At 67.9% G+C, this 13,873-nt stretch carries 6 protein-coding genes and 2 CRISPR repeat arrays (1 of these 8 cut by a window edge); all 6 genes read left to right on the top strand.

All coding sequences use genetic code 11. From position 1 onward, the window contains the following. The first annotated feature begins 31 nt into the window (after positions 1–31). The 6 genes from AR3_RS04430 to AR3_RS04405 all read left to right on the top strand — a co-directional run bounded on the left by AR3_RS04430 (position 32) and on the right by AR3_RS04405 (position 12,572). Positions 32–2,386 (top strand): RAMP superfamily CRISPR-associated protein, encoded by a 2,355-nt coding sequence (locus AR3_RS04430; RefSeq protein WP_227023124.1) that lies wholly within the window; start codon positions 32–34, stop codon positions 2,384–2,386. Continuing rightward, positions 2,383–3,972 carry an RAMP superfamily CRISPR-associated protein gene (locus tag AR3_RS04425; protein WP_067908829.1) on the top strand — a complete coding sequence of 530 codons (1,590 nt, stop codon included), beginning with the start codon at positions 2,383–2,385 and terminating at the stop codon, positions 3,970–3,972. Before AR3_RS04430 ends, AR3_RS04425 begins: the two co-directional genes overlap by 4 nt. Next, on the top strand, positions 3,969–4,529 hold the full coding sequence (gene csx19 / locus AR3_RS04420; RefSeq protein WP_067908826.1) for a type III-D CRISPR-associated protein Csx19: 561 nt from the start codon (positions 3,969–3,971) through the stop codon (positions 4,527–4,529). Before AR3_RS04425 ends, csx19 begins: the two co-directional genes overlap by 4 nt. Then, entirely contained in the window at positions 4,526–6,727 is a 2,202-nt protein-coding gene (locus AR3_RS04415; protein ID WP_067908823.1) for a TIGR03986 family type III CRISPR-associated RAMP protein, read from the top strand. Before csx19 ends, AR3_RS04415 begins: the two co-directional genes overlap by 4 nt. Positions 6,728–7,162: 435 nt before the next feature. Then, a CRISPR array of direct repeats spans positions 7,163–8,122; the repeat unit is 30 nt; unit sequence GTCCGCTGATCACCCTGGAGGTATCGCAAC. Positions 8,123–9,056: 934 nt separating this feature from the next. Then, on the top strand, positions 9,057–11,390 hold the full coding sequence (locus AR3_RS04410) for a hypothetical protein (RefSeq protein ID WP_106258555.1): 2,334 nt from the start codon (positions 9,057–9,059) through the stop codon (positions 11,388–11,390). A 150-nt stretch (positions 11,391–11,540) separates the two neighbouring features. Next, on the top strand, positions 11,541–12,572 hold the full coding sequence (locus AR3_RS04405; protein ID WP_067908805.1) for a hypothetical protein: 1,032 nt from the start codon (positions 11,541–11,543) through the stop codon (positions 12,570–12,572). Between the two features lie 142 nt (positions 12,573–12,714). Further along, a CRISPR array of direct repeats spans positions 12,715–13,873; the repeat unit is 30 nt; unit sequence GTCCGCTGATCACCCTGGAGGTATCGCAAC (it continues 282 nt past the right edge of the window).

Raw genomic sequence — 13,873 nt, 5'->3', positions numbered from 1 at the left:
GAACGGCATCCGGCTGGAGCTTCGGCTGCGGATGCTCAGCGACTGGCACATCGGCACCGGCACCGCCAGGCACGGTCTTGTCGACCGGGTCGTGCAGCGGGACGGCCGGGGCCTGCCGTTCGTGCCCGCCAAGACGCTGATCGGGGTGTGGCGTGACGCCTGCGAGGTCGCGGCGTCGGCGTTGGACTCCGGCCCGACGGGGGTGTGGCACGACTGGGTGGAGTACCTGTTCGGCACCCAGTCGCCTAGCCGGGTGGACGAGGAGGCGCGGGCTCCGGAGCAGGCGGTCCACGCACCTCGCCCGGCGGCGCTCATGTTGGAGGGGGCGCTGAGCTTCCCCGGCCGGCTGGGCGAAGTTCTGGCCGACCGGCCGCAGCTGCTGGAAGCGGTGACGTTCGTCAAACCCGGCGTCGCCATCGACGCGCGGACCGGCGCCGCCGCCGACGACAAGTTGCGATACGAGGAGATGGCGCGCGGCGGTCTCACCCTGACCGGCGCCGCCGAGCTGCACGGCGCGGAAGCGCTCGACCCCGACCAGCGCGCCTGCGCCTTGGGTCTCTTGTGGATCGGCGCCGAGCTCCTGGAAAGCATCGGAGGCAAACGGCGCCGCGGCGCCGGACGATGCCGCCTGGAACTGACGGCATCGGAAGCACCGCCGAGCATGGAGCGCCTGCAACAACTGGCCCAAGACCCTGCAGCGCCGCCTCCGCCCCCGGCCGTCGCGGATTGCGAACCCGAACGCCATCAGAGCAGCGACGACGCCTCCTGGGAGCGGGTGGCATTGACGTTCACCCTGGAAACGCCGCTGCTGGCCCACGATCGCGCGCTTGGCAACCTTGATATCGGCCGCGACCACATCCCCGGCTGGATGCTGCTGCCCGCGGTGCTCAGGCATCTCGATTCGGCGGCGGCCGCGGCGGCGGCCCGACGCGGCGACCTGGTGGTCACACCCGCGACGCCCGTGGTCGGCGGCGGCCGCGGACGCCCGGTGCCGGGTGTCCTGGCGCGTGTCAAGGACGAGCCCGGCAGGCTCATCAACCGCATGGTGCAAAAGCCCGACGAGCCGGTCGAACGGTTCCGCGCGGGCTACGTCCCCGCGGACTCCGACGGGCCGATCTCGGTGGCGCGGCCGAACTTCGTGCTGCGCATGCACAACACCGTCCATGACCACAAGCAGCGGCCCACGAGCGATCTCGGCGGCGTCTACGTGTACCAGGCGCTCGAGCCGGGCACCGAGCTGGCCGCCGAGATCCGCGTCAGGACTGGAATCCTGCCGAAGGGATGGCACGAGCGGCTTCCCTCGACGTGGCGGTTGGGCCGTTCCCGCAAGGACGACTACGGGCTGGTGCGGGTAAAGGCTCGTCCCATACAGGACCAGTCGCCTCGGCCCGAGCAGGACGCGTTGCGTGAGGGGGACCTCCTGCGCGTCTGGCTGCTGTCCGACGTGCTGGTACTCGGCCCGAGGCTCAATCCCAGCGGCGACCCCGCCGACCTCGCCCGCGCCCTGCAGGACGCCTTCACCGCCGCAGGCGCCACGGACGTCCGCTTGGAGCCGCACCGCTCCGACAACGGAATGGCCAACGCCTATGACGTGGCCCGCACCGACTCATGGCACACCGCGTGGCGGCTGCCTCGCCCGTCCCTACTGGGCCTCGCCGCAGGCGGCTGCCTGACCTTCCGCGTGACCAATGGCCGGATTCCAGCCAAGGCACTGAGCGCGGTCGAACTGGCCGGCGTGGGGCTTCGGCGGGGAGAAGGGTTCGGCCAGGTGCGCTTCAATGACCCGCTGCTCACGGCCCCAATGACGCGCCGAGAGCAGAAGGATCCCGAGCCGGAGGCCGACCCGAACGGCAAAGCGCAGCTGCTGGGGACCGCCGAGGCGGAGACTGATCCGAGCGGCAGAGCGCGGCTGCTGGGACCCGACGAGGCCGGTCACAAGGAGGCCCGGGTCATCGAGCGGGCCGCCTGGCGCGCGGAGATCCGACGCCGCGCGGAGCAATGCGCAGCTGATGCCGACAACGAGGTGCTGCACGGGCTGACCGAGCTGAGCGCGAGCCGCCTCAACTCCATCCGGTCCCTGCTGACGAGGCTCGACGCCGAGCCGGACGACATACGACGGCGCATCGCCCGACTTACGGCCCGCTGGGACGCGCCGCAGGTCCAGCAGGCTTTGGAGGCGTTGCTGGTGGACGAGGACAAGGTGTGGGACGTACTCGGCCTCCCCACCCCCGAACTGTTCCTTACCAAGGACGCGGAGCAACAGTTGCGAAGAGAACTGCGTCCCGAAGCGTTGCGCACCCTGCTCACCGCGTGCGTGGCCGCCCACACGCGCAGGCTCGCCCGCCAGGAACGGGCGGCCGTGCTGGAACAGGCGGGACGGTCATGACGGATCGCGTCGGACGCCCGCTGGAAGTGCGGCTGCGCGTGCGCGGCTGGCTGCGCACCAAGACGCCGCTGCACGTCGGCGGCATCGCCGTGGACCCTGCCGAGGCGCTGCCCGTCGCCGTCGACGGACAAGGCCGCGTCTACGTTCCCGGCACCAGCTTGGCCGGGGCTCTGCGCGCCTGGATGCGTGGCGCCGCGGACGACGCCCTCAACGAACTGTGGGGATTCATCGACGACACCGACCCCGACCGCGGCCACGCCAGCCGCGTCGTCGTCCGCGACGGCGTCATCGCCGCGAGCACCGCCACCGACGCCGACGGACTGCCGGCCGACCCCATCGACCCCTCGACGCTGGAGTCCCGCCCCGGCGTCGGCATCGACCGCGTCACCGGCACCGCCGCCTCCGAGATCCTGTACGCCCGCACGATCGTCCCACCCGGCGCCTACCTGCGGTTCGAACTCGACATCGAGACCACTGACGCCGACCGCCAGCGTGACCGGGCCCGGCTGCACACCCTGATCGCGGCACTGGCCGCTGCCGAAATCCGGCTGGGCGCCGCAACCGGCCGCGGCCTGGGCGTCGTGGAACTGCTGCCGTCGCCGCTCTCCGTGCAGGAACACGACTTCACCAGCCCGGACGGCCTCTTCGCCCTGCTCCGCGGTGAGTCGGCGCCCGTCACCCCCACCGAGACGCCCTCCGCAGACCCGGAACTGCCGCCCCGCCGGGAGACCCTGACCATCCGCGTCGAGTGGCGACCCGCCGCACCCGTCATGGTGCGTGCGGGACAGGAAGGCGCCTCGATCGGCGCGCTGCCGCTCACCACCCGCCGACTGGGCCGCGATGCGCTCGTCCTGACCCTCAGCGGCAGTTCGATCAAAGGAGCGCTGCGCAGCCACGCGGAATTCATCGAACGCACCGTCCGGGGCGTGGACGCACGCATCGCCGAGCCGACCGGGTCCGCCCGTCACCACAGCGAAGCCTTCCGCGACCAGCTCGACGAACTCGACGCGGTGAAGGCCCTGTTCGGCACCGCCCGCACCTCGTCCACTGGCGACGACACGCACCCCTGGGGTGCCGGCGCCCTCCTGGCCGACGACTGCACCAGCCGTACCGAGGTGCCGTCTGAACTCTGGGATGCTCTGACGCTCGGCACGGACGACGCCGCGTCCGACCCCACCGAACGTCCCAGGCTGCCCGACAGTGTGCGCGACCGCCTCGCCGAACGCGGCATGGACCAAGCCGACCACGTCGCCATCGACCGCTGGACGGGCGGCGCCGCACACGGCCGTCTGTTCAGCGTCCTGGAACCTCACGGGGTCAAATGGGAGCCGATCCGGCTCACCATCGACCTGACCCGTCTCGGCCGCTACCGCGAGACGGCACTGGCGCTGGTCCTGCTCGTCCTCCGCGATCTGCGGCAGCACCGGCTCCCGCTCGGAGGCATGGTCAACCGCGGCTTCGGAGACGTCATCGTCGAATCGATCACGTTCACCGGCTGGCGCTGGGACGGTGCGACGTTGGACGAAGTTCTCACCGACCCCGCCCTGCAACAGGCCTGGACCGCCTACCTGGAGAGCGCCGCATGATGCTGTTCTCCGCCGCCCGCGACGGCGTCACCCTCGACTGGGCTCTGCGGCACGCCGCCCCGCCCGGCACGTCGATCGGTTTGTTCCAGACGCCGCGCCGCTACTACGTCGCCCGCGTCGACGACGGCCGCGTCTCATTGCGCGACGGCTCAGTCCCTCTAGAGGAGGTATTCGACGCCCGCGTCTTCTCCGACGACGTCGAGTTGCGCTGGCTGAACATCGACGACGGACACGGACGCGCCGTGACGCTCACGGAGGACGCCGCCGCGCTCCCCGAACAGTTCGAAGAGCGCCACGAACCCATCCGAGCCGTGGACGTCCTCCGCGGCGAATATCTGCTCTGGGGACGCGCCGCCGCCCACCACGACACCGGCTGGACGACCCTGACCTCGGCCCGCATCGGAGCCCTCGACGTCCCGGCCACGGTTCCCGCCGGTGAACGCGCCGTGCTCGTGACCCGCGAATACGTCGCCCGCGACCCCGAGCACGGCAACGCCTACGTGGCCGAAGAACGCCTGCTGCACCTGGAAACCGCCCGACCTGGGGACGCCTCATGACCGACCAGCACGGCCTGGACGAGTTCCTCAACCCTTACACGTTCGTGCCGGCCTTCCCTCGAGAGAACCTGCCCGAGCCGTTGCGCGACCGCCGCCCGCTCGGCCACCACCGGCTGCACCCCGACCGCTGGACCGGGAAGATCAAGGTCGTCCTCACGGTGAAAACGCCGCTGCTCCTGCTCGACACCGCCCGCGCCCAGCACATCGGCGACGACCACTTCGTCTACCCGGTGCTGACCCGCGACGGCAGGCCGCACCTGCCCGCCACCGCCGTCAAAGGCATGCTGCGCTCGGCCTACGAGGCGATCACCAATTCCCGCTTCGGCGTCTTCGACGTCCACGACGGCCCGCACACCCGCCCCCTCGGCTGGCGCCGCATCGCGGACGACGCGCTGGACATGACCCCCGTCCGCGTCAGGTCCGTCTCAGAGGACCCGGACGAAGTCGAAGTCGAGATTCTCGAGCAGGGCTGGCTCCCCGCCTATGAAGACGCCCTCAACAAGTACAAGGGTGCCCTGCTCAACGATCGCCTGCCCAATCATGGCGAGAAGGTGAGAGCTTGTATCAAGGGACAACGCAGCGGGTACAAGGTCTTGTCCATCGTGCCGCCGAACTACACAGGTGAGCGGGTCGTCGAGGGGTACGCGTACATCACAGGCCGCAACGCGGTGGACAAGAAGTACGAGAGGGTGTTCTACCGCGCCCCTCGCGGTGGAAGGAAACCCAAGACCGCGCGAGGCGAAGGCGTCGTGAGGCGCTGGAACGCGCTGATGGCCAGCTACATCGACGCGCACACCGACAAGGAGCTCCACGAACGCCAGGTGAACGGCTGTACGTACAGAGCGGACGAATACATCGCCAATGAGATCGGCAAGCTCGCCTGGAGCCCTCACCTGGTGGACGAGGAACGCAGGAAGCTGAAGCCCGGCACCCTGTGCTACGCGCGGATAGAGGATGGCAAGGTCCTGGGGCTCTACCCTGTGCTGATCCCGCGTGACATCTCCGCCAAGACGCCCGCCGAGATGCTGCCGGAATCGCTGCACCCTGCGCGCACCTACGACGAACTGTCCCCGGCCGACCGGGTGTTCGGCTGGGTGGCCCCACAAGGCTCAGGCACTCGACCCGCCGCCTACCGCGGACACCTGCGCATCGGCCCGGTCACTTGCGACAAGTCGGCAGACGAGGCCGTCACCCGGTTCGACGGCGAGGGACTGCCGCTGGCCATCCTGAGCCAGCCCAAACCCAGCCAGGGCCGCTTCTACCTGGCGGAAAGCCCGGACGCTCCGCACCGTCCCGTCCCCGACGGCATCATGAAACACGACCTGTACCTTGGCGACCGCGGCCTACGCGGCCGCAAGGTCTACTGGCACCACGCAAGGGTCGCCGACAGGCCCAAGTACTGGCAGGAGCCAGGGCCAGGCCTGGATCCCACCCAGTCTTCAGTCGCGGGGGGCGTGGGCTTCCGCGAATACCGCCGCCCACGCAAGCCCGAGAACGAAGACGACCTTCAGCCGACCCGGGACAAGCGCGGCTTCAAGACCACCGCCCATGAGCAGCGCGACAACCAGAACCGCTCCATCCGCGGCTGGGTCAACCAAGGAGTCACCTTCTCCTTTGACATCCACGTCCAAGACCTGGACGAAGTGGAACTCGGTGCGCTGCTGTGGCTGCTGTCCCTGCCACGCGACCACTTCCACCGGCTCGGCCTGGGCAAGCCCTTGGGGTTCGGCAGCGTACGGCTCCACATCGACTTCAGCGGGACGAGCCTGCTCAGCGGCGACCAGTGGTCCGAGTACTACCGAAGTCTCTCCGGCGAACTCCCTGACGCTGATCCTCGACCCGTCTACGACAAGTGCCGGCAGGCGTTCGAAGACCTGCTCGGCCACGAATCCCTGCGCCACGTGAAAGCCGCCTTCCTCGCGGCGGCCTCGGGCGTACCGGAGCTACCCGTCCGCTATCCCCGCGCCCACCCCGACAAGCTCGCTCCCGGCGTGCCCACACCCCCGGACCCGCGCGGCCGCTCCTACGCCTGGTTCACAGCTAACGAGAAAACGGCCAAGGACGAGCACAAGAAGCTCAAGATGGCGAAAGGCCGCGGACGCTCTCTCCCCGCGGCAGAGGACCGGGACCGGACCCCACTCCCAACCTTCAAGGAAGAGCGTTCCGAAAGCGACAAGAAACAACGGGCCAAGCGTTGATCAATCGAGACATCGAAGCGCGCTTGCCAGGCGGCTTCGTGCTGACCCGAAACGGCCCACCCTGCGTCCACGAAGGTCTTCCAGCAACACGTCGTGGCTGGCGTCGCCGTCGCCGCAGTCACTCTGGTTCCGGCGTGGGAAGTGCGACGCTATCCGGTGGACCAGGCAACTCCTCCTTGGTGGTCGACGGCCCATGCTGAGGTCCGTGTTTGTCAGCATCCTGCAGCTCAGCGTCCTTCTCGGAGTGGAGTGTTGCGGACTCACCTCAACACCGCCTCAGCACGCAGCGGGCGTTCGACGACCCATCTCTCGGTGGCCTTCCACAGCCGGTCTCATACCCGTCTGACCTGCACAGTTGCATAACCGCCGGACTGCTGCAAAAACTGTCGTCTACGGCCCCCGAACTGTCGCTATGACCTGCGACTTTACCCTCGGGTCCGCTGATCACCCTGGAGGTATCGCAACCGTCCTCGTACGCGTCAATGCGGGCATCCAGGATCTCCCGGGTCCGCTGATCACCCTGGAGGTATCGCAACCCCAGCAGATCACCCTCACCGACGGGACGGGTGCCGGTCCGCTGATCACCCTGGAGGTATCGCAACACCATGTTGTGACCGTCCCACTCGCGGCGCCCCTGTCCGCTGATCACCCTGGAGGTATCGCAACATGACGTACCGGCCGCCCGCGGTGCGGTACAGCGCCTGTCCGCTGATCACCCTGGAGGTATCGCAACAAGGCGACCAGGAACCTCCCGGCCTCTTTGTCCTCGGGTCCGCTGATCACCCTGGAGGTATCGCAACGTGAGCGGGTCGCTGTTGAGGCCGCCGCTGGCCTCGAGTCCGCTGATCACCCTGGAGGTATCGCAACATCAACAAGCCGGCGGGCGTGGCCGATGGCGACGTGTCCGCTGATCACCCTGGAGGTATCGCAACGCAAGGCCTGCACTGCCGTCACGGCGGCGGAGCTTGTCCGCTGATCACCCTGGAGGTATCGCAACTCCAGCGCAGCGATAGTGCGCTCAAGACTGCCAGCCCGTCCGCTGATCACCCTGGAGGTATCGCAACTCCAGCGCAGCGATAGTGCGCTCAAGACTGCCAGCCCGTCCGCTGATCACCCTGGAGGTATCGCAACTGGTGCCGGTGGTCGGGGCGTCGTCGTCGACGATCTCGGGTCCGCTGATCACCCTGGAGGTATCGCAACCGCCCCGGCCGGTGCGCGACCTTCCGCCCGGCGAAGGTCCGCTGATCACTCTGGAGGTATCGCAACAGCGCGCTGATGGTGGGGCATGGCCACATCTCGTGGCGTCCGCTGATCACCCTGGAGGTATCGCAACTGGTCCCGCCAGGTGCGGGACCCGGCGACGAGGTCCGCTGATCACCCTGGAGGTATCGCAACGGCCGCCGGTCCGTGACCGCCGCCCTCGCACCACTCACGTCCGCCACCTCGCGCAGCTTCGAGGCATCCGTGGGACCCGACGTCAAGCAGTGACTCGCCGAGTATCCCGGTGGGCTCACTGCCGCAAGGATCAGCAGGCGTGCACCGTGATCATGAAGGTTCTTGCGCAAATCACATCGGCATGCGGTGCCCCGGTCCGCCATAACCTGACCGGGGCACCGCGACCAGACGTATGACAGAGAATCCCGCCATGGCGTCCTGGAACCAGGATTCTCGGCGTTAGGAGTCGTCTCCCGGCCGCAACCATGCCCCATGCCGGCATCAGCCATGCCTCCTTGCCTCCGTCAGCCGCGCCTCCGGTCAGCAACAGCCCTCGGTCGCCTCACCGGCCCCGCACAGGACGTGTGTGTACGACTCCTCCAGGGCGGCGCGGTCCACTTCCGTGGTGCCGTCACCAACGGCCCGGACTTCCACAGTCCGCGGCGTCCCTCAGCAGCGGCCCGATCCGCAGCTCAGACCACCGTGTCGATCAGCTGTGAGGCCCCTCGTGGCCGGGGGCGAGCTCGCAGAGGGAAGGCGGCCGTGGGCCGGCCCCAAACCTTCTCCCGCGATCTTCCGAAGGGTTTCTCGGCCAGCTTGTGTCACTGGTCTACGTGAGCGTTTTCCCGACGGGAATGAGCACATCACGTTCGGACATGGGCCTTGCATCTTGTGACGGGCCACTCCGGGAGTGAGCCCATGTCTGCTGATCACCTGGAGCTATCACCACCGCCCGCGGTCGCCCTCGACGCTGACAGGCCGTACGTGCCGCCCCCTCGCTCTGGTGTTGGCGCTGCCGTCGCGTGTCGAACGGGTCCGAGAACCAAGGTGCCCATCACCGCCCTTCAGTCGGCCCAGAGGGCCACAATGGGTGGGGAGTCGTGGGCGTTCGGGGTTGGTGTTGCTGACCGTTCATAAGTGCGAGCCTGGGACGGCCGACGCGGCGCAGGGGGCAGAGGCTGCTCCGGTCAAGACGGTGTTGTTTCACCCTGTCGGCAGTGGTGATCTGATCTTCTCGCAGAAGTCCTCCCTCGAGGTACCAGCGGACTTCATCGAGGGGTTGGACGCTGCCCGCCGTGGTGATCGCCCACTGCGGAAGGTATTCGACGGCCTGGCCGCCGCTGGGCTCGATGTCGACGCGGTTGTATTGCTCGGCACGGTGAACTCCCACCGGCCCGGTGTGAAGCCGTACGCCGCCCATGCGCATGACCTGCGCCGCGCGCTGTGCCATCTGCCCAGCGCGTTCGGCCGTCAGTCCAGCCCCGTACATGTTCGCGTCGCGGAAATCGCAGAGCCGACGATCCGCCATTCTGTAGGTCCGTGTAGGGCGGTCCTCGCAGACATGAAGCCTGCCGAATGTCTGCTGACGTTCGGGGCGGGCTCCTTCGCCCTCGGGGTCGGAGCCCTCATGGCCGCTCTCGAAGCGGACGTGCCCGCGACCCTGGTGCCCGTCGACGACGTAGCCTCCGCTTACCGGCTCACCGACCTGATCGACCCCAGAGATCGGCTGTACGACTGGTTGCTGCGACACCGCTTCTGGGACGAACTCGCTGAACTGGACCCCGACGGAGCCGAAATCTGGCGTCTGCTGGCCGCGCGGCAACGGGCCGACACCGGCCCAGCCGTTCAAGCGGCCCAGACCTGTGGAGTGGCTGGCCTCACGTCGGGTCAACTCGCGAAGCTCGCTGAACTCTGGCCGACAGTCCAGGCGGCTTTCTTCGAGCGCGCCGCGCGGGGAGAGGTCATCGACCAGTCCCTTCTGCGAGCTTGGTTCGGCGAGCAACTGTCCAGGCGTCTCGAACGCGAACGAGAGAAGCTGCCGCGTCAGACCCGTGAGGCCATCACCGACCTGGTGGCACGCTTGACGCGCAGGGACGTCGAACGCGGCACTGCCACGCTGATCCGCCGAGCCCGTCAACGCTTGCCGCGCACCGTCACCGGCCAATGCGCGGCGATGCTGCGAGATACCGACCTGGAACAGTTCTATGCGGCGGCGGCCACTCACAACGCACGCTTCTCGGGGCCGCTCCCCGCCACGGTCATTGAGCAAGCGGAGGCATGGGAGCGCGGAGACCTCGTTCCACGCCTGGTCAGCAGTCGGAACAGGACGGCCTGGCCGGTTCTGGGCAGCGGCGACGTGCTCGTCCTGATGGGGGTCGGCCTTCCGAGAGACGACCGCGACTTCGACCGCCAAGACATGGAGGCGCTGCGCAAGGTGATCTCATGGGCGTCCGCCTGCCGAGATGGCCTTCCGCGGCGCGGGCGCGTCCGGCTCCGCCTGCTTGCCAGCTCCGAGTCCGCCGATCGCGCCCGCACACTGGCGACGTGGGCCCGCTCCTTCCTCTCCGAGGTTGACGGTGAAGCCGAAGTCGTGTCACCCCTCCCAACCGGCCCGGGAGATGTAGACGAAGTACGCGCACGCATCCGGACCGCATTGGAAGCCGCGGGCCCGCCGACCGGCCGCTCCGGCTCCGGCAGTCTGCGCGACGTCGACGAGGTGATCCTCATCATCAATCCCGGCAAGCCGGTCATCGGTCATGGAATGATCGCCGCCGGCGTCGAATGGTCCTTGACGGCTGCATGCATCCTGCGTGTTGGAGAACTCAGCCGCGACCGAGGCGTCCAACCGATCCTGCGCAAGGGTGGGCGAGTCCTACGCCGCCTAGGAGCAGACCCACTCGTGGCCCGCCTTGCCAAAGGTGCGCTCCAACGCTTGGACGTCCTCACGGCCTTGCGCCTTCTTGAGCAAGGCTCCCCACGTGTGGACTCAGTGCGTGAAGCCACCGCCCGGCTGCACCGTCACCTATACGGTGACCCAGATCCGGCCGTCGACCTAGCCGCACGCCGGACCCTCGCCCGGCAGCGCCTGTACCTGGTGACCCGCGTTCTGTCGGCGGAGCCCTGGCCTGCGTGCCACCTGGCCATAGAGTCCCTACGCCCGTCGCTGTTCGACTGGCAGACGTGGCAGCACATCAAGGCCACGTCGCCCGCACTCCGGGAACTGGAACGCCTGCGCAACGCGTCGCCCTACGCCCACCTGCTGGACAAGCTGAGGCAGCGCCGTGATGCCGCCGTCCTGCCACCCACCAAACACCACATCGCCCAGCTGCTCGCTCGCGCCATCGCAGACCTAGGCGGCAACGATCACACCGGCAAGGATGACGCCCTCTTCCTCCAGTACGAACGTGTATGGGCCGAACTCCACCGACTCGCCGCAAGCCTTCCTTGACCACTTCCTTGCACTGACCTGATACTGACTAACCGTTCGACGGCTACGGCCGAAGAGCGATCGCGGAGTCTCCGCACCTCCTGAGGAGGCCGGTCACCGGGTGCCGCACCCGGGGCACGGCCTAGTCGCTCATGCCCTCAGGAGGGATAGTTGCGGCCACTCGCTCATCTCGCCGACCGCGACGACGCGGTCGCCTTCGACGCCTTCGACATCCTCACTTCGCCAGCGCTTCGCGACGTTGCCCGCGGACCCCTGCACCGTGCCCGACACGCCGGCCGCCCCTGCTACGCCCCCATGGGGCAACGCTGGTGCGACGACTGCGAGGCGACATTCGACGACCTCCGACTGTCCGCCTTCCAACGGCTTCGTTCCGCACTCAAGGGCCCCATCCCCACGACGCGTTCCGGCGAACCCGTCCGTGAACTGGTCCTGCTGCGCACCCACGTCACGTCACCGCAGGCTCAGTACGAGGACACCGCCGCCTTGGCTCCGGCTCTACGTCGTCGTCCCAGCAAACGAGAGCATCCCTGGTTGCGGGCGGCTCGCGCCCAACTGGTCCACTACCCGGTCCGTTACCTGGAGGAGCGCACCAGACGCGCGGACGCTGTTCAGCGCGGCGCCGCCGCCCACCCTGACCGGGACCTGCGTCAAGCCGCGTGGGCCGCCCCGCTCCGCAGCGACCCCGTCATGCTCGACATGCTCATCTACGCCGTTTTCGCCGTCCGCCGCGGGACCACAACCCTGTTCGAGGTTCCCGACGACCTGCGCCAGCGGCACGATCTCTCCCGTGCAGAGGCGACCTGGCGCCTGCGCGACGCCCTCATCGCCCTACGGAAGACGAACCCGGCCTTCTACCACGCCAACATCGACGATCTCACTCTTGGGCCGACTGTTGACCAAGCCATAGACCCGCAGACCCTTCTAGAGCAAGCCGGCGATAGAGAGGTTTCCCGCAGTCGCTTGCGCAAGATACTCGCAGATCCGACCACCGGGGCCGCCTATCGCGCCATCATCAAATCCATATGCGAAGCCGACAGAGCCCACCCCACCGTCCCGGTGCAGACGGCTGCCCGCTCCCTGCACCTCACTCCGGAGAAGGCTCATGACCTGATCAACCAGCTAGCCCGTGAAGTCGCCAAGGCAGGCCTTGATTGGACCATCCAACTCGCCGAGACGTCATGATGCGGGAGCAGTCGTGTCGAAGCCTCCGCCGACCGCATCCGTTACCCGTCTGACCTGCGCACTTGCACAACCGCCGGACTGCTGCAAAAACTGTCGTCCGCGGCGCCCGAGCTGCCGCTGTGACCTGCGACTTTACCCTCGGGTCCGCTGATCACCCTGGAGGTATCGCAACATCTGCGTTTCCTTCGTGACGGGGATGGCCTGGGCGTCCGCTGATCACCCTGGAGGTATCGCAACGCAAGTAGTAGACAGGGCTGTTTACGCCCCCGGGTTTACGTGTCCGCTGATCACCCTGGAGGTATCGCAACGCGTGCGCACCCACCGCGTCCGGTCAACCACCGTCACGTCCGCTGATCACCCTGGAGGTATCGCAACACGCCCTTGTAAACCAGCATGGCGTCAACCATGCCCTGGTCCGCTGATCACCCTGGAGGTATCGCAACACTCACCCCCGCCCAGCGCGTCAAAACGGACAAAATCGGGTCCGCTGATCACCCTGGAGGTATCGCAACCCGACGCAACCAGCGGGTCCCCCGTGGTCACACGCCAGTCCGCTGATCACCCTGGAGGTATCGCAACCTCCGAAGCTCAAGGAAATCGCGGCGCTGGTGGTCAACGTCCGCTGATCACCCTGGAGGTATCGCAACAAGTAGAAGCGGAACCCTCGGTCAATGAGGCTCATCACGTCCGCTGATCACCCTGGAGGTATCGCAACCGCGCGCCCGGGAGCGCATCCAGGAGATCATCAAGTCCGCTGATCACCCTGGAGGTATCGCAACCTCCCGATCCCGCAGGTGAAGCAAGCGGTCGGGAAGTAGTCCGCTGATCACCCTGGAGGTATCGCAACGGAGACGCGGGGAGGGGTCCGACTTCTGTCCCCAGCCGTCCGCTGATCACCCTGGAGGTATCGCAACGCCCACCCCGGTTGCGCCGTGCGTGCCATCACTACCTGGTCCGCTGATCACCCTGGAGGTATCGCAACCCGCGACGGCCGCGCGGCTTGTTTCCCGGCGGCTCGAGTCCGCTGATCACCCTGGAGGTATCGCAACGGCAGGCCGACGACCGTGCCCAGTCCGACCCGGTGTCCGCTGATCACCCTGGAGGTATCGCAACGCTGGCGGCGCCTGTAAGAACAGCCTGGAGTGGTGCAGTCAGCTGATCACCCTGGAGGTATCGCAACTCCGACGGGACCCGTCCGGACGCTTTCAGGTCAGGGCCGTCCGCTGATCACCCTGGAGGTATCGCAACCCGCGACGGCCGCGCGGCTTGTTTCCCGGCGGCTCGAGTCCGCTGATCACCCT

Origin of the sequence: Actinomadura rubrobrunea NBRC 15275, from assembly GCF_001552235.1 — a bacterium.
GTDB lineage: Bacteria > Actinomycetota > Actinomycetes > Streptosporangiales > Streptosporangiaceae > Spirillospora > Spirillospora viridilutea.
This window is presented reverse-complemented; position numbering and strand designations above follow the sequence as displayed.

What these genes read in the sequence shown, in the direction of transcription:
- AR3_RS04430 (WP_227023124.1), top strand. Translation starts at nt 32, where the DNA reads ATGCTCAGCGACTGGCACATCGGCACCGGCACCGCCAGGCACGGTCTT.
- csx19 (WP_067908826.1), top strand. Translation starts at nt 3,969, where the DNA reads ATGATGCTGTTCTCCGCCGCCCGCGACGGCGTCACCCTCGACTGGGCT.
- AR3_RS04425 (WP_067908829.1), top strand. Translation starts at nt 2,383, where the DNA reads ATGACGGATCGCGTCGGACGCCCGCTGGAAGTGCGGCTGCGCGTGCGC.
- AR3_RS04415 (WP_067908823.1), top strand. Translation starts at nt 4,526, where the DNA reads ATGACCGACCAGCACGGCCTGGACGAGTTCCTCAACCCTTACACGTTC.